Source organism: Paenarthrobacter sp. FR1 (assembly GCF_051106045.1).
In the GTDB taxonomy this organism is placed as follows: Bacteria; Actinomycetota; Actinomycetes; order Actinomycetales; family Micrococcaceae; genus Arthrobacter; species Arthrobacter nitroguajacolicus_A.
In genome coordinates this window covers 38,592-52,332 of sequence record NZ_JBPFSF010000015.1, presented here as the reverse complement: position 1 = coordinate 52,332, position 13,741 = coordinate 38,592, and the positions used below count along the sequence as shown (strand labels likewise).

Genomic DNA, 13,741 nt, shown 5'->3' with positions numbered 1-13,741 from the left:
ACCATGGACAACAACGGAGTTGGATCCTGGCTGCACCGCCGCCGAGCCAAGTCGGGGTCAAAAACAGCCTTGATTTCCGGCGCCCATGCCCTGAGCTACGAAGAGCTCGCCGAACGGACCGACCTCTTGGCCGGTGCCCTCAAGAACAGGGGTGTGGCCAAAGGCGACCGGGTGGCTTACCTTGGCGAGAACCACCCATCCTTCGTGGAAACCTTCTTCGCCTGTGGCCTGATCGGAGCCATCTTCGTTCCGCTCAACACACGGCTCGCCGCACCCGAGCTTCAGTTCCAGCTGCAGGACTCCGGGGCACGGCTGCTGGTCAACGCCCACGCGCTGGAGGAGGTGGCCGCCGCGTCGCTGAAGGACACCGAGGTAACCCACCGTCTGGTGGTGGCTCCCGACGGCGGCCCCGAAAGGTCCGCGGTTAAGCTGCCGACCGGCGTCGAACCTTATGAGGAGGTGATTGGCGCCTCGGACGGTACAGCGATGGATGTCGCGGTGTCCCTGGACGACGGCGCCATGATCCTGTACACCTCCGGCACTACAGGGAAACCCAAGGGTGCGCTGCTGACGCACGGCAACATCACGTGGAACTGCATCAACACGGTGGTGGATATGGACTTGAACCGGAACGACATAGCACTCATGATTTCGCCGCTCTTCCATGTCGCATCCCTGGACATGGGTCTGCTACCGATGCTGCTCAAGGGTGCCACGGTGGTCCTCGAATCCAAGTTCGACGCCGGTCGCGTCCTGAAACTGATCGGGCAGCACAAAGTCACCACCCTCAACGGCGTCCCCACCACCTTCCAGATGCTCTGCGACCATCCGGAATGGTCGACGGCGGACCTCAGCTCCCTGGACAAACTCACCTGCGGCGGTTCCGCCGTTCCACAGCGGGTGTTGGACGCCTATGAGGAACGTGGCATCGGATTCACCGCCTGCTACGGCATGACAGAAACCGCCCCGGGAGCCACCATGCTCCCGGTCTCCGCCTCCAAGATGAAGGCCGGATCAGCGGGTTTGCCGCACTTCTTCACGGATGTTCGGATCGCCGACCCCATGGGTGGGCGCGCTCTTCCCGGCGAGGTGGGGGAGATCCAGATCTCCGGGCCCAACGTCATCAAGGAATACTGGAACCGGCCGGAGGCCACTGCCGACAGCTACGCGGACTCCTCCTGGTTCCGCTCGGGGGACATGGGACACCAGGACGAAGAAGGGTTCCTGTTCGTCTCGGACCGCATCAAGGACATGATCATTTCCGGCGGCGAGAACATCTACACAGCGGAGGTGGAGGCTGCCATTGCGGAATTGCCTGCTGTGGGAAGCGTGGCCGTGATCGGAGTCGCCGACGACAAATGGGGCGAAGTCCCGAGGGCGATCGTGACTTTGCGGGAAGGCGCTGCCTTGACCGAAGAGCAGCTGCGCTCGCATCTGGACGGACGATTGGCGCGCTACAAGATCCCCAAGTCCGTGGTGTTCGTGGAAGAGATGCCGCGCACGGCCAGCGGCAAGATCCGCAAGACCGATCTCCGGAAGCAATTCGCACTGTGAGCGCTGTTCCGGAGACTTCCAGATCCTCCGCAGCGCCGAACTGACCGAGCTGGACGCCGGATATGCCGTGGAACTTGAGGGCGGCGCCGGCCTGGTTCGGTGGAGATCGACGTCTTCAGCGTCGCCTAAGGAAACGATTCTTGGTGAAAAGCTAAATTACGCGGGAGCATTTTTGGCGACATATTCCGTTACTGGGCTAAATCCGGGTTAATTTCTTCCATCGCCCTGCCTCATTGGCTCCGGGGGCATTACGATGAGCACGACTCATCACTGAGTACGACTCATCTCAATGATTCACACCTAGCCCGGGGGAAATACAAATGACCAGCTATCCGCAACAACCGCAACAGACCCAGCCCTATACTCCAGAGGCCGGCGAGCCGCCGCTGTGGGCTCCGTACTACGGCGCCCCGATCGGCGCAGCAGTCAAGCGATTCTTCAAGAAGTACACGGACTTCACCGGCCGTGCGAGCCGCAGCGAGTACTGGTGGACGGCCCTCGCATTGGGTGTTATTGGCCTTGTGCTTGAATTCATCTTCCTCGCACTGGCTGCCGCCGGTGCGACGGTTTCCGATGACGGAACGTTGGTCCCTGGCGCTGGTTTTGTTGTGGGGCTTATTCTGCTCATCGCTTTCGGCCTGGCGGTCATTATCCCGTCTATCGCCCTGCTGGTACGTCGCCTTCACGACGGCAACTTCAGTGGATGGGTCGCACTGATTGGCTTGGTTCCTGGCTTGGGCGGCCTTGCGCTCTTCGTATTCGCGCTGTTGCCTTCCAACCCGGCCGGTCAGCGCTTCGACCAGCCGAAGGTGTAGTAACAACGGCACATAAGTAAAAGGGGGCGGCACGAGATGTGCCGCCCCTTTTGCATGCCCGCACAACCACGCCGTGAAATGCTGTGGAGTGACGCGGACCGACCCCAACGACGAGGAGTGCCATGTCTACTGGAACCATCAAGCGCTGCGCCGTGGTTGGCGGCGGGATCATCGGGGTTGCCGTGGCGAGGGAACTTGCCAACACGCTGGACGACGTTCAGGTCACCGTCTACGAGAAGGAAGACCGCCTCGCCGCGCACCAGACGGGGCATAACTCGGGTGTGGTTCATGCAGGCCTCTACTACGAACCGGGCGGCCTGAAGGCTCGGCTCTGCCGCAGGGGAGTGGCACTGCTGCAAGAGTTCTGCGCGGCGAAGGGCCTTCCCTACGAGGCCTGCGGCAAACTGGTCATCGCCCAGTCGCCCGAGGAAGCGGGGCGGCTCGATACCATCTTCGCCCGAGCCACAGCCAACGGGGTTCCCGGCGCACGAATGCTGTACGGCGACCAAATACGCGAGGTGGAGCCGAACGCCGTCGGGCTTTCTGCTTTGCACTCGCCGGAAACGGCCATAGTCGACTATACGGCGATCACCAACGCACTGGCCGACGACGTCAGAGACTCGGGCGGGACCATCCGGCTGGGGCAGGAGGTCACCTCCCTTGAGCCGCGCAGCAGCGGCGTGGTGGTTCACACGAAGGACGGTGGAGAACACTACGACCTCGTGGTGGCGTGCGCCGGCCTGCAGTCCGATCGATTGGCCGAAGCCACGGGTGAGCCGGCCATGCCCCGGATCGTGCCGTTCTTCGGGCAGTATTTCCTTCTCGGCCAAGAATCCCGTCAGCAGGTAAAAGGTTTGATCTACCCGGTGCCAGACCCCAAGCACCCATTCCTGGGGGTTCACTTGACCAAGCGCATTGACGGCGAAATGATGCTTGGACCAAATGCCTTTATCTCCTTCGGGCGCGAGGCGTACGGGTGGAATACCGTGAATGTCCGCGACATCCTGAACTACGCGCTGTTCCCCGGTTTCTGGAATTTCGCCCGGCAGAATGTGCCGTCCGCTGTCCGCGAATTCCAGACGGTGGTCAGCCGCAAAAAGTTCATTCGCGAGGCCATGCGCTTTGTACCTTCACTGGAGGGCGCCACTGTCCTTCCCGGCACCCGCGGGGTGCGCGCCCAAGCGATGAACGGCGACGGGTCGTTGGTGGACGACTTTGTGATCGCACGACGCCGGGACACCGTGATGGTGCGCAACGCACCGTCACCGGGGGCTACGTCGTCCATGGCCATCGCGGAGTACATCGTGGAGCAGGCTTTGCGGGACTGATGCGGGACCGACAGTTAACAAGCCCGTGACGCGGCGGAAACGGTGCCCGAATCCAGGCTGGATACCGTTGCCGCATGATCGCATCATTGGCCTCGTTGGCCACCTCAATCGGCACCACCCTGGCGGCGTGGATCGAGGCCGCCTATGTTGAGGATTGCGCTGCCCCTGACGCAGAGGACGTTTCCGAAGCCGGACGCGGCACACCCACCGACTGGACCTGGCTCCCTGCCCTCAGCGGCGTTACGGTGGCCAGCGCGCAGGCCATCCAATCCCATGCGGAGATGGCTCGAACAAAGCCCTAGGAATCGCCGGAAAAGCTGCACAATGTTGCGTTGGGCACACTATTCGTTTCTCGCGGGCACTATGCCCTAAACTGCTTCACTGAGGTGCCGGTATAGGCACTATGCAGCAACGAAAGCGAACCCTCAATGGCTACTGATTACGACGCCCCGCGCAAGACAGAAGAAGAGTCTCCCGCCGAATCGCTTGAGGCCCTTCAGGCATCCCGTGGGAACAGCGCCCAGACTGCAGTCATCGACGTCGAGGAAAACGATACCGCCGAAGGAATCGACCTCCCCGGCGCCGATCTTTCCGGCGAAGAACTGACCGTTATTGTGGTCCCCGAGCAGTCCGACGAGTTCACGTGTGGTTCCTGCTTCCTGGTCCGTCACCGGTCCCAGATTGCGCTGGAAAAGAATGGCCTCAAGTTTTGCAAGGACTGCGAAGGCTAAGTAACGCCCGGGTCACGTTATCTTCGATCACGAACATGTGCGCGAAGACCCTCAAAACCGCCGGAAAATGCGGTTAAACACGCCTTCCGATCACCCTCCTGTGACCACTCGCCAGCCCTCTTAACGGTTATGCGCCGAAGCGGCCACAACCCCTCCAAACCCTCGCCTCCGCTCCTACTGTTGAAGTATCAACTTCGCCTGAAGGGGGCACAAAAAATGAGGAAAATTGGAGCGGGTGTGGCAGCGGTCCTGACAGCTGCCGGGCTCGGTCTGGTGGTACCGGGGCCAGCCTCGGCAGCATCATACTGCGGCATCATGTGGGGTTCGTTGGCTAAGGCCGACCCCGACATGAGCTCCGCCAACGTCACCAATGTCCGCACCGGCCAGCAGCCCTGCTATGACCGCCTGGTGATCGACGTGACCGGCAAGGTGGCCGGCTATTCAGTGCAGTACGTTCCGGTGGTCACCCAGGATGCAACGGGCTTCCCCATCCCGGTGCTCGGTGACGCGGACCTGCAAGTGGTGGTGACGGCGCCGTCGTACAACCAGTACAGCCAGCCCACCTACGTGCCGGCAGCCAAGGCAGAGCTCTCCAACGTATCGGGCTACCAGACATTCCGTCAGGTGGTCTTCGCGGGCAGCTTCGAGGGCACCACGAGCATTGGCCTGGGCGTCCGTGCCCGGCTTCCGTTCAGGGTCTTCACCTTGGACGGGCCCGACGGCGGGTCTCGCCTGGTAGTGGATGTCGCCCATCGCTGGTGACTGAGGTCGCCGAAAGACTGCCAGAACGCGCGAAAGCGGCCAGTTCGCCGGATAGCTCCGGCGAACTGGCCGCTTTTCGGCGTTTTCGCTGTGTTCCTACTCAGGCACCACCAAGGCCGGGGTGTCTTTGCGGATGGTTTCACCACGGAAGAAGCCGGGCCGGACACGGGACATGATCAGCATGACCACGGCGCCCAAAGCGAGGATTCCGATGCCAAGGACGAACACCAGTCCCACCCCGAAGATCTCCGAGCCACTGCCAAATTCAGGCGCCCAGCTATCCACGGCGGTCTGCAGGAAGACCACGAACAGGCCGACTCCACCCAACAACGGGCAGACGAGTCGCAGGAAGAAGTTCCGGACGCTGGTGAACACGCTGTTGCGGAAGTACCACACGCAGGCGATGGCCGTCAGCCCGTAGTAGAAGCAGATCATCAGGCCGAGGGCCAAGATGGTGTCGTTCAGGACGTTTTCGCTGATCACGTGCATCACTGCGTAGAAACCCGCGGACAGGACGCCGGCCGCAATGGTGGCGAAGCCCGGCGTCGAGAATTTCTTGCTCATGTGGCTGAAGCGCTCAGGCAGGGCGCCGTAGTGCGCCATGGCCAGCAGGCTGCGCGAGGGCGAGGTGAACGTGGACTGCAGCGACGCCGCGGAGCTGGACAGCACCGCGAGTGACATCAGGATGGCGAACGGCCCCATCACCGGTGATGCCAGTGCGGTGAACACGTTGGCGTGGTTGTCGGCGTTGTTCAGGCCGATTCCGGTGTCTCCCACGCCGGCGAACATCATGGTAGCGATGGTGACCAGCAGGTAGATGCCCAAGACGATGACCGCTGTCAGCGTGCCTGCGAGGCCGGCGGTCTTCTTGCCGTTGGCTGTTTCCTCGTTCACGGTGAGGCAGACGTCCCAGCCCCAGTAGACGAAAATCGACAACGAGATGCCGGCAGCGATCTGACCGAAGGTTTCGATCTTGGTGACGTCGAACCAATCCCAGCTGAACGGGACCGCGGTCTCTGACGTAGACCAGTTGGCGAACGCCATTCCTACGAACAGGCCCAGCACCAGCAGCTGGAATCCGACCAGACCGTACTGGACAATCTTGGTGGTGTGCAGGCCCCGGTAGCTGATCCAGACGGCCAGCGCCACGAAGACGAAGCAGGTGGCCACGTTGAGCAGCTTGTTCGAGGCGAGGTCGGCGAGCTCGGGCGAGCTCGTTGCCTGCGCCAGGAACAGGTAGAAGAAGTCCACTGCAACGCCGGCCAGGTTGGACAGGACGATGATATTTGCCGCGAGAAGACCCCAGCCACCCATCCAACCCACCCACGGGCCGAACGCTTTGGTGACCCAGGTGAACGTGGTGCCGCTGTCCGGCGAGTCTGCGTTAAGCTCCCGGTAGGCGAGCGATACAAGGATCATCGGGATGAAGCCGATCAGGAAGATCACAGGCAACTGCAGCCCGACTTCATTGACGGTTGGACCGAGCGCGCCGGTGAGGGTGTACGCCGGGGCGATGGTTGAAATGCCAAGAACGACGACGGCGAGGAGCCCCAGCTGCCCCGTCTTCAGTCCCTTGCCGCTAATGTCGTGCGACGGTGCGGGTGCACTGCCGCCGCGGCGGATTGTCTGGCTCATGTGAGGCCCTTTCTAGATGGCCGAAGGCTGCTGCTGCGTGATGCAGTGGATACCGCCGCCCCGGGCAAAGAGTTCGCGCGCGTCAACACTGACCACGCGGCGGCCGGGGTAGGCATCGGCGAGAATGCGGAGGGCTTTCTCGTCCATGGGGTCGTTGAAACTGCAGGCGATGACGTCGTCTGGGACGGCATGCACCTAGCGCTCACGCGAAGACTTCCTCGGGTTGGGCCTGTGCTGGCGCGGCGCCGAGTGGGGTTTTCAATCATGGTGGCAAATACTCCGTGAGACGACAATCACTAAATGAATAGCGTTCATTTAGTATGGCGGGAGTCACGCTTGAGCGCAAGAAGGGTCCACAATGCCATTCGTTTATGACTGGTGCGGGGTGGGCGTTGGCTGGGGTGTACAGGAGGCCGCTAATAATGTCGGTGCCCTCTGGGAGAGTGTGGACATGGAGCAGATTCGGGAACGGCAAACGGGGGCAGCAGTCTCCGCTGCGCTTGTTCCTGCGCCAGTTCCTGCCTCTCTTCCGGGCGCATTGGCGGTCGATTCCGGGCGAGGTGCTCGGCTGACAGATCCACTCGTTGACGAATCCGGCCCCTCCGGTCCTATCAGCGGTGATCTGATCGATCAATTGCGGGCGCTGGAGGCGATGAAGTCGGCCATCGTTGCTTTGCAGGCGCGGATTGCCGTGGCTTTTGATCTGGCGCAACGTCAGGAACAAGCCGAGGCCGGTGTTCCTTCGTCCGAGCGAGGCCAGGGTGTCGGGTCGCAGGTGGCGCTGGCCCGGCGGGAGTCCCCGAACAAGGGTTCCCAGTTGCTCGGCCTCGCGAAGGCATTGGTGACGGAGATGCCGCGTACGTTGGCCGCGTTGGAGTCAGGTCAGCTCAACGAGTGGCGGGCGACCCTGCTCGTGAAAGAAACAGCCTGCCTCAGTGTCGAGGACCGGGCTGCGGTCGACGAGGACCTCGCAGCCGATACCGGTACGTTCGAGGGGAAGGGCGACAAAGCGATCGTTGCCGCGGTCAAAGCCGCCGCGTACCGGCGTGATCCGCGGTCGGTGGCCCGGCGTGCCAGTCATGCCGCGACCGAGCGGACCGTAAGCCTGCGTCCGGCGCCGGACACCATGACATATCTGACGGCCCTGCTTCCGGGCGCCCAGGGCGTGGCTGCCTACGCGGCTTTGACCCGGGCTGCTGATTCGGCTCGTTCCAGTGGGGATGTCCGGGGCCGTGGCCAGGTCATGGCGGATACCCTCGTCGAATGCATCACCGGCACATCCGGCGGCATCACAGGGGTAGATCTGCAGCTCGTCATGACCGACCGGACACTCTTTCAGGGCGACTCCGAACCAGCCCGTCTCAAAGGCTACGGAATCGTCCCGGCGGAATGGGCCAGAACGCTTATTGGAGCCGGAAGGGCGGCCCCATCAGTACACAAGCCGAAGGCAGGTTCCGAGTTCTCGCAGCAGCAGGGCCTGCAGCCGGGCTTCGGGTCCTTGCCGCACCAAAACTCGCGGACGGCACGGTCTGGGCCGCCGAGACAGGAAGTCGCGGGGAGGCCGTCGGGCATGGAAGTCCCGCCGAGCGTGGCTTAGACGGTTCATCGAAACCCGCGACGACACCTGCCGCACTCCTTACTGCGACGCGCCCATCCGCCACATCGACCACGTCGTGCCGTGGCACTCCGGCGGGACTACTACAGTGACCAACGGGGCTGGACTTTGCGAAGCCTGCAACCACACCAAGGAAAACCCCGGCTGGACCGCGAGCCCGATCAACGGACATGTCCACACATTCGAACTCCGCACGCCCACGGGGCATGCCTACCGTTCCCAAGCCCCACCTTTGCCGGGGAGGGATCGCTCCGCAGGCGATGGGCGTGCCGTGGTTGATGCTTCGTCCGAAGATACGGATCGGGCCGTGCCAGACTTTGCCCGGCAAGAGCGGCAGAACCTTAACCGTTTTTAGGTCCCAGAGCCCACGCCTGGAGCGCTCTCTTGTCGGGGTGCCTGCGAATCGGCGTCAGTCCACCATGGCGGGCATGGCAGGACCAATCCAGTCAGCTGCCTAGGGGAGTGTCGGCAGCGTGAGGATTTCGGCTCCGTCCTTAGTAATGGCAATCGTGTGCTCGCTGTGAGCCGTGCGGCAACCGGTGACGCTTCGGAGCGTCCATCCGTCGGCGTCAGTGACCAGTTCGGCGGTGTTGGCCATGACCCAGGGCTCCAGTGCAAGAAGCAGGCCGGGGCGCAGCTTGTATCCGCGACCGGGCCGTCCCATGTTGGGTACGTGGGGATCCTGATGCATGGTTGAGCCGATGCCGTGGCCGCCGAACTCAGTGTTGACGGGGTAGCCGGCCTCGCTGAGGACTGAGCCGATGGCGTACGAGAGGTCGCCTATGCGGGCGCCGGGGCGGGCGGCTGCGATCCCTGCACGCAGGGCGCGTTCGGTCGCGTCAATCATGGCCACGCTTTGCGCAGGTTTGGATTCGCCCACGATGAAGCTGATGGCAGAGTCTGCAGCGACGCCGCGAAGGGAGACGGCGAGGTCGAGTGTCAGGAGGTCGCCGTCGGCGAGGGCGTAGTCCCTGGGTAAGCCGTGCAGGACGGCATCGTTGACTCCGGTACAGATGTAGTGGCCGAAGGGCCCGCGCCCGAAGGAAGGAGCGTAGTCGACGTAGCAAGATACGGCTCCCGCTTCAAGGATCATGGCCTTTGCCCACTGGTCGATGTCCAAGAGGTTTGTCCCCACCGTGCAACGTCCCTTTAGGGTGTGCAAAATGTTGGCGACCAGAGCACCCGCCTCCTTTGCGCGAAGCAGTTCGGCTGGGCTAAGGATCTCGATCATGCGGCAACTTTCTCTCATGTGACCAATAACTATCCCGGCCATATTATCCCGGTATTAGAATTGGAGCCATGGTCAGGTTGCCGCTTACACCCGCAGAGGCCGAGCGCGGACAGCGTCTTGGTGCTCTTCTGCGTCGCGCTCGGGGCGAGCGCTCCATGTTGGAGACAGCGCTCGATGCCCGCGTCTCTCCCGAGACCCTGCGAAAAATCGAGTCCGGCCGCGTGGCAACCCCGGCCTTCCCCACTGTCGCTGCGATCGCCGATGTCCTGGGCCTTTCCCTCGATGAGGTGTGGGCTGAAATCAACCGGCCTGAACCTGGTGTCGAGCCAGTTGGCGCCCGAAGAAACGCTCGGGAGTGGCTGGCCTCCTAGCCCTGGCGCTTGGGGCGGGCCCGTACGTGAAGGCGTTCGCCTTGCTGGCCGAACAGGGTAAGGAGCTCCACCGGCTCTGATGTGGCACTGGCAAACCAGTGCGGCGTGCGTGTGTCGAATTCCGCTACTTCGCCCGGCTTCAGGACAAAGTCTTTCTCTCCCAGGACCAGCCGCAGCTTGCCGTTGAGGATGTACATCCAGTCGTAGCCCTCATGCGATTGGGGTTCTGGAATCTCCTTGCCCGTCCCACTCTTCAGGACCATCTTGAACGCCTGGATTCCGCCGGGGCGTCGGGTGAGGGGGAGCGCGGTGCCCCAGTGATGCACATGCGGCTTGAGATGGATGCGGGGGTCTCCTGTCTCCGGGGCGTCGATCAGTTCTTCTAGGGGGACCTGGTGCAGTCGCGCAATCGGAAGAAGGAGTTCGAGTGTTGGTTTTCGCTGTCCCGACTCCAGCCTTGAAAGCGTGCTGACAGAGATGCCTGTTGCCTCCGATGCTTCCGCGAGCGTTACGTTGCGTTGGGTGCGCATGGCGCGAAGGCGGGGACCGACGGCGTCGAGGAGTGAGCTGAAATCGGTAGTCATGCGTCCAGTTTGCCATAGCAGCAAAAATCCTTGCTGATACTGCCGGGGGTATCGAACCATGGAAGGAGCGGCATGCAGTCGCCCGAAAACCGTGGAGGCATAGTGAGTGAACAATCAAACCAGAGCCACATAGCTGAGGAATATGACGTCGTTGTGGTCGGAGGTGGCGCAGCTGGGTTAAGTGCGGCCGTCACGTTGGGAAGGGCCCTTCGGTCCGTCCTCGTTATCGACGCCGGCGAGCCGCGGAATGCGCCAGCTGCGGGCGTGCATGGGTTCCTGTCGAGGGACGGAATCAACCCTAAGGAACTACTGGCCCTGGGACGCGCAGAGGCCAGCCAGTATGGAGTCGACATTGTTGAGGGCGTCGCCGTTGCGGCACGTTCGACGGCGGACCCGGCCGTCGGCCCGGAACTGGCCTTCGAAGTGGACCTGGCCGATGGGCGGATGGTGGGGGCGCGCCGTTTGCTCGTCACCACCGGGCTGGTGGACAAACTGCCCGACGTGGAAGGCCTTCGCGAACGGTGGGGCAAAGATGTTCTGCACTGCCCCTACTGCCACGGTTGGGAGGTCCGGAACAAGGCCATTGGCATCCTGGGCTCCGGCCCCATGGCTTTGCACCAGACTCTTTTGTTCCGGCAGTGGAGCACCAATATCACCCTGTTCCTGAACGATGTTGTGGAGCCGACGGAAGAGCAGTGGGAGCAACTTGCTGCGCGTTCCATCACCGTAGTGGACGGCAAAGTGCGGTCCTTGGAAGTGAGCGACGACGTTCTGAGCGGAGTCGTACTGGCCTCCGGCACGGTAATCCCCGTGGAAGCTGTTGTCACCGGACCCCGCATGGAGGCACGGTCCGCAGTACTGGAATCCTTGGGAGTTCCGTCCGTCGAGCACCCCATGGGGGTAGGGACCCATGTCGAAGTGAATCCACAAGGCGGTGCCACGTCCGTGCCTGGTGTCTATGCGGCGGGCAACGTAACGGACCTGACCGGGCAGGTGATGGCGTCAGCCGCGGCAGGTGTCATGTCGGGAGCCCTTATCAACGCCGAGCTCATCACCGAGGAGACCGGCCTTGCTGTAGAGGCAGCACGGCTGTCAACCGTGTCACGATGAGGGCGGCCGTGTAGAACGGCACCCTGACCCGACTCGCAGCGCCGCGGCGAAATCATCGGCAATGGTGGTGCTCCGTTGGCTGATCCAGCGCGATGTTGTGGTCGTTCCCAAGTCTTTTCGGCGGGAGCGGATGGCACAGAACCTGGATGTCTTCGATTTCACCCTGACGGAAGATCAGAGGGGCCGGATCGCCATGCTCGATACCCGGGTCAGCCTGTTCTTCGATCACCGCGATCCGGCCATGGTCAGCTGGCTGGGCGGACGCAGGATCGACTGAATCCACCGCCCGGTCCCGAAAAACTGTCGACTTGCACCGCTGACAAGAGGACCATTAAAGGACAGCCGTTGAAGGAGGTTGGTATGTGCTACGCGTACTATGACGACTTCGAGCGGCGCACGAAGAAGGACTCCGCGCGCAAGCCCGAGATGCACACGTCTGATGCAGGCAAGGATGAAGCACCTGCAGGGAAGCGTCCGCAGGCAGAAGGAATGCTGTGGACTTTCCTGGCCCGCCGTCGCAGGGATGTAGAGGTTCCCGAACCGAAGATCGACCGCATCCGCGAGAAAGTCTAGGCACGCCCTGGGCAGGACCGAAGAACACCGAAAAGCACGAAAGGCGCTGCGCCCGCAGTGCCTTTCGTGTTCGTAGAGCCTTTCGTGTTCGTAGAGCCTTTCGTGTTCGTAGAGCCTTTCGTGTTCACAGTGCCTTTCGTGTTCCTGGAGTGGAACAGGCTACCGCGCCAGCTCTGCCCGGAGCGGATACTTGGCGCCATCCAAAATCACCTGGAGGCAGACGCCGTTCGCCGGATTCAGCACGATGGGTGCCATGAGGTTCACCGTGGTTTTCTCCGGTGTCGGGTTGACCACCACCAACACCGTCATCTCCGAAAGGGAGGCAACGCCCAACGCCTCCAACACGTCAACCTGAACAGTGGGCTCGTAGTCAGGTACGTACACGGCGGCATCAGCCACGAACATGCGCACACGCGGTTCGGCAACTTCCAAGGCGTACAACCCCTCGGCGCCGTAAACACCGCGCAGGGAGAAACCCTCAGCCGACTCCAAACCCGGCATGGGGGCGGCAAACGTCAAAGTGTCGAACGCCAGTGCCGTACTCATCGAAGGAAGTCCATGAGCGTCGGCTGCAGCACTTTGGCCGTGACGGCAAGCGCCACCTGGTAGTTGGTTTCCTGCAATTTCAAATCCATGACCGCCTTTCCCAAGTCCGTGTCTTCGACGCGGGCCCTTTGAGTTTCCAGCGTAGCCTTCATCCCTTCCAAAGAATCCTGGGCCTGGCCCAGGCGCGTTTGCCGCATGCCCACATCGGCCCTGCCATCGATCACCGTCTTGATCCGCTCGCCGATGGCGGCCAGCCGCGCGTTGGGATTCGCTCCGGAGCGGATGTCCGCGACGACGTCACTCACCAAGGCGAAGACGGAGCCGGCGCCGTCACCAAAGATGGCAGCGCCGTCGGAATCCACCCGGACGGTCCGTGCCGCATCAACGCGGCGTTCCACCGAGCTGCCGCCCGGGCCCACAAACGATGGGGGAGCGGTGTTGGTGAAAGCGCCTACGGTGTCCGAGCTGCCGGCGAAGACGTTGCGGCCCAAATACTGCGTGTTGGCTTGCGTGAGGAGGTCCTTGCCCAAGCCTTCAAGCTCGACGGCGATCGCCTCCTTTGCGGTGCTGTTGAGTGTTCCGGTGGAGGCTTGGACCACCAGATCCCGAACCCGGTTGAGGATGTTGGTTGACTGGCCCAAGGCTGTATCGGCGGCGGCCAGCCAGCCGTTGCCGTCGCTGATGTTGGTGCCGTACTGCGCGGCCGCGCTGAGCTGTGCGCGCATGGCGATGGCCTGCGCCGCGCCGGCGGGATCGTCCGACGGGCGGCTGATGTTCTTCAAGGTCATGGCCCGTTCCTGCAGCTCGGCGAGCCGGGACTGGGCAGACTGCAGGTTCCTCTGGGCAGAGGCTGACATCATCTGGTTGGTGACACGATTGAGCACGG

The 13,741-nt window shown here is 62.5% G+C and carries 17 protein-coding genes and 1 pseudogene; 12 read left to right on the top strand and 6 right to left on the bottom strand.

Annotation, left to right across the window (positions count from 1 at the left end; all coding sequences use genetic code 11):
* Positions 1 to 3 precede the first annotated feature (3 nt).
* From menE to ACR30Z_RS21435, 6 genes are all read left to right on the top strand, one after another.
* Entirely contained in the window at positions 4 to 1,554 is a 1,551-nt protein-coding gene (gene menE / locus ACR30Z_RS21460; protein WP_434374547.1) for an o-succinylbenzoate--CoA ligase, read from the top strand.
* 320 nt (positions 1,555 to 1,874) lie between these two features.
* The gene (locus tag ACR30Z_RS21455; protein ID WP_434374546.1) at positions 1,875 to 2,369 is read left to right on the top strand and encodes a DUF805 domain-containing protein; all 495 of its coding nucleotides are present in this window, start codon (positions 1,875 to 1,877) and stop codon (positions 2,367 to 2,369) included.
* A gap of 122 nt (positions 2,370 to 2,491) precedes the next feature.
* Complete coding sequence (lhgO, locus tag ACR30Z_RS21450) at positions 2,492 to 3,697, top strand: L-2-hydroxyglutarate oxidase (protein WP_144652519.1); 1,206 nt, start codon at positions 2,492 to 2,494, stop codon at positions 3,695 to 3,697.
* Between the two features lie 74 nt (positions 3,698 to 3,771).
* Positions 3,772 to 3,999 (top strand): hypothetical protein, encoded by a 228-nt coding sequence (locus ACR30Z_RS21445; protein ID WP_434374545.1) that lies wholly within the window; start codon positions 3,772 to 3,774, stop codon positions 3,997 to 3,999.
* Positions 4,000 to 4,125: 126 nt separating this feature from the next.
* Positions 4,126 to 4,428, top strand: coding sequence for a DUF4193 domain-containing protein (locus tag ACR30Z_RS21440; RefSeq protein WP_090820569.1), 303 nt, complete (start codon positions 4,126 to 4,128; stop codon positions 4,426 to 4,428).
* Positions 4,429 to 4,644: 216 nt separating this feature from the next.
* Positions 4,645 to 5,190 (top strand): AMIN-like domain-containing (lipo)protein, encoded by a 546-nt coding sequence (locus ACR30Z_RS21435; RefSeq protein WP_434374544.1) that lies wholly within the window; start codon positions 4,645 to 4,647, stop codon positions 5,188 to 5,190.
* A 96-nt stretch (positions 5,191 to 5,286) separates the two neighbouring features.
* Here the strand turns inward: ACR30Z_RS21435 and ACR30Z_RS21430 are convergent, their stop codons facing one another.
* Together ACR30Z_RS21430 and ACR30Z_RS21425 are read right to left on the bottom strand one after the other, a co-directional pair.
* Positions 5,287 to 6,825 (bottom strand): APC family permease, encoded by a 1,539-nt coding sequence (locus ACR30Z_RS21430; protein WP_434374543.1) that lies wholly within the window; start codon positions 6,823 to 6,825, stop codon positions 5,287 to 5,289.
* Positions 6,826 to 6,837: 12 nt separating this feature from the next.
* A pseudogene (locus tag ACR30Z_RS21425) lies at positions 6,838 to 6,999 on the bottom strand (agmatine deiminase family protein); the annotation flags it as partial.
* Positions 7,000 to 7,276: 277 nt separating this feature from the next.
* Between ACR30Z_RS21425 and ACR30Z_RS21420 the strand changes: the two are divergent.
* Positions 7,277 to 8,422, top strand: a complete 1,146-nt coding sequence (locus tag ACR30Z_RS21420) for a DUF222 domain-containing protein (RefSeq protein WP_434374542.1) — start codon at positions 7,277 to 7,279, stop codon at positions 8,420 to 8,422.
* Between the two features lie 76 nt (positions 8,423 to 8,498).
* A complete protein-coding gene (locus ACR30Z_RS21415; RefSeq protein ID WP_434374541.1) occupies positions 8,499 to 8,795 on the top strand; it encodes a hypothetical protein in 297 nt (98 codons plus the stop codon).
* Between the two features lie 99 nt (positions 8,796 to 8,894).
* Here the strand turns inward: ACR30Z_RS21415 and map are convergent, their stop codons facing one another.
* Complete coding sequence (gene map / locus ACR30Z_RS21410) at positions 8,895 to 9,671, bottom strand: type I methionyl aminopeptidase (protein ID WP_434374540.1); 777 nt, start codon at positions 9,669 to 9,671, stop codon at positions 8,895 to 8,897.
* Between the two features lie 68 nt (positions 9,672 to 9,739).
* Here map and ACR30Z_RS21405 point away from each other — a divergent pair, with 68 nt between their 5' ends.
* Positions 9,740 to 10,042: a helix-turn-helix domain-containing protein gene (locus tag ACR30Z_RS21405; RefSeq protein ID WP_434374539.1), complete on the top strand. Its 303-nt coding sequence runs from the start codon at positions 9,740 to 9,742 to the stop codon at positions 10,040 to 10,042.
* Here the strand turns inward: ACR30Z_RS21405 and ACR30Z_RS21400 are convergent.
* Positions 10,039 to 10,626, bottom strand: coding sequence for a helix-turn-helix domain-containing protein (locus tag ACR30Z_RS21400; RefSeq protein ID WP_144652525.1), 588 nt, complete (start codon positions 10,624 to 10,626; stop codon positions 10,039 to 10,041). The genes ACR30Z_RS21405 and ACR30Z_RS21400 overlap by 4 nt on opposite strands.
* 102 nt (positions 10,627 to 10,728) lie before the next feature.
* Between ACR30Z_RS21400 and ACR30Z_RS21395 the strand changes: the two genes are divergently transcribed.
* The 3 genes from ACR30Z_RS21395 (at position 10,729) to ACR30Z_RS21385 (ending at position 12,309) form a co-directional block, all read left to right on the top strand.
* On the top strand, positions 10,729 to 11,736 hold the full coding sequence (locus ACR30Z_RS21395; protein ID WP_434374538.1) for an NAD(P)/FAD-dependent oxidoreductase: 1,008 nt from the start codon (positions 10,729 to 10,731) through the stop codon (positions 11,734 to 11,736).
* Between the two features lie 61 nt (positions 11,737 to 11,797).
* The gene (locus ACR30Z_RS21390; RefSeq protein WP_434374537.1) at positions 11,798 to 12,013 is read left to right on the top strand and encodes an aldo/keto reductase; all 216 of its coding nucleotides are present in this window, start codon (positions 11,798 to 11,800) and stop codon (positions 12,011 to 12,013) included.
* Positions 12,014 to 12,096: 83 nt separating this feature from the next.
* Positions 12,097 to 12,309, top strand: a complete 213-nt coding sequence (locus ACR30Z_RS21385) for a hypothetical protein (protein ID WP_434374536.1) — start codon at positions 12,097 to 12,099, stop codon at positions 12,307 to 12,309.
* Positions 12,310 to 12,468: 159 nt separating this feature from the next.
* On the opposite strand, the gene ACR30Z_RS21380 is transcribed toward ACR30Z_RS21385, so the two are convergent.
* Together ACR30Z_RS21380 and flgL are read right to left on the bottom strand one after the other, a co-directional pair.
* Positions 12,469 to 12,855, bottom strand: a complete 387-nt coding sequence (locus ACR30Z_RS21380) for a flagellar assembly protein FliW (protein WP_144652528.1) — start codon at positions 12,853 to 12,855, stop codon at positions 12,469 to 12,471.
* A complete protein-coding gene (gene flgL, locus ACR30Z_RS21375) occupies positions 12,852 to 13,739 on the bottom strand; it encodes a flagellar hook-associated protein FlgL (protein ID WP_144652529.1) in 888 nt (295 codons plus the stop codon). Before flgL ends, ACR30Z_RS21380 begins: the two co-directional genes overlap by 4 nt.
* Positions 13,740 to 13,741 lie beyond the last annotated feature (2 nt).

Bases quoted from the DNA above. Each gene is read 5' to 3' on its own strand.
- menE (WP_434374547.1), top strand. From the start codon at position 4: ATGGACAACAACGGAGTTGGATCCTGGCTGCACCGCCGCCGAGCCAAG.
- ACR30Z_RS21455 (WP_434374546.1), top strand. From the start codon at position 1,875: ATGACCAGCTATCCGCAACAACCGCAACAGACCCAGCCCTATACTCCA.
- lhgO (WP_144652519.1), top strand. From the start codon at position 2,492: ATGTCTACTGGAACCATCAAGCGCTGCGCCGTGGTTGGCGGCGGGATC.
- ACR30Z_RS21445 (WP_434374545.1), top strand. From the start codon at position 3,772: ATGATCGCATCATTGGCCTCGTTGGCCACCTCAATCGGCACCACCCTG.
- ACR30Z_RS21440 (WP_090820569.1), top strand. From the start codon at position 4,126: ATGGCTACTGATTACGACGCCCCGCGCAAGACAGAAGAAGAGTCTCCC.
- ACR30Z_RS21435 (WP_434374544.1), top strand. From the start codon at position 4,645: ATGAGGAAAATTGGAGCGGGTGTGGCAGCGGTCCTGACAGCTGCCGGG.
- ACR30Z_RS21430 (WP_434374543.1), bottom strand. From the start codon at position 6,825: ATGAGCCAGACAATCCGCCGCGGCGGCAGTGCACCCGCACCGTCGCAC.
- ACR30Z_RS21420 (WP_434374542.1), top strand. From the start codon at position 7,277: ATGGAGCAGATTCGGGAACGGCAAACGGGGGCAGCAGTCTCCGCTGCG.
- map (WP_434374540.1), bottom strand. From the start codon at position 9,671: ATGATCGAGATCCTTAGCCCAGCCGAACTGCTTCGCGCAAAGGAGGCG.
- ACR30Z_RS21405 (WP_434374539.1), top strand. From the start codon at position 9,740: ATGGTCAGGTTGCCGCTTACACCCGCAGAGGCCGAGCGCGGACAGCGT.
- ACR30Z_RS21400 (WP_144652525.1), bottom strand. From the start codon at position 10,626: ATGACTACCGATTTCAGCTCACTCCTCGACGCCGTCGGTCCCCGCCTT.
- ACR30Z_RS21390 (WP_434374537.1), top strand. From the start codon at position 11,798: ATGGTGGTGCTCCGTTGGCTGATCCAGCGCGATGTTGTGGTCGTTCCC.
- ACR30Z_RS21385 (WP_434374536.1), top strand. From the start codon at position 12,097: ATGTGCTACGCGTACTATGACGACTTCGAGCGGCGCACGAAGAAGGAC.
- ACR30Z_RS21380 (WP_144652528.1), bottom strand. From the start codon at position 12,855: ATGAGTACGGCACTGGCGTTCGACACTTTGACGTTTGCCGCCCCCATG.